This is a genomic window from Brucella sp. NBRC 12950 (genome assembly GCF_030268145.1).
In the GTDB taxonomy this organism is placed as follows: Bacteria; Pseudomonadota; Alphaproteobacteria; order Rhizobiales; family Rhizobiaceae; genus Brucella.
Genome location: NZ_BSQC01000055.1, coordinates 1 through 394, shown reverse-complemented (window position 1 = coordinate 394; position 394 = coordinate 1). Strand labels below are relative to the sequence as shown.

Sequence of the window (394 nt, the reverse complement as noted above, 5' to 3'; positions counted from 1 at the left end):
TGGATGCCTTGGCATGCACAGGCGATGAAGGACGTGATACGCTGCGATAAGCGTCGGGGAGGTGCGAATACCCTTTGATCCGACGATTTCCGAATGGGGCAACCCACCTTAGATAGCTAGAAAATTTATTTAGTTGGAGCACGCTTAGAGTGGAACTGAATGGGTATGCACCCATACAGACCGCTAGGTCGTCGGTCCATGTGGACCGCGTCCGCGCAGGGCCAGCATTGCGAAGCAATGCGTACGGCCCGTGAGCGAGAACTAAATATCTTTCTAGTTATCGTAATAAGGTATCTAACCTTGAATACATAGGGGTTAGAAGCGAACCTGGGGAACTGAAACATCTAAGTACCCAGAGGAAAGGACATCAAACGAGACTCCGCTAGTAGTGGCG

At 50.8% G+C, this 394-nt stretch carries 1 rRNA gene; it reads left to right on the top strand.

Going from position 1 to position 394, the window contains the following annotated elements:
* A 23S ribosomal RNA gene (locus tag QSJ70_RS27420) occupies positions 1–394 on the top strand; the annotation flags it as partial.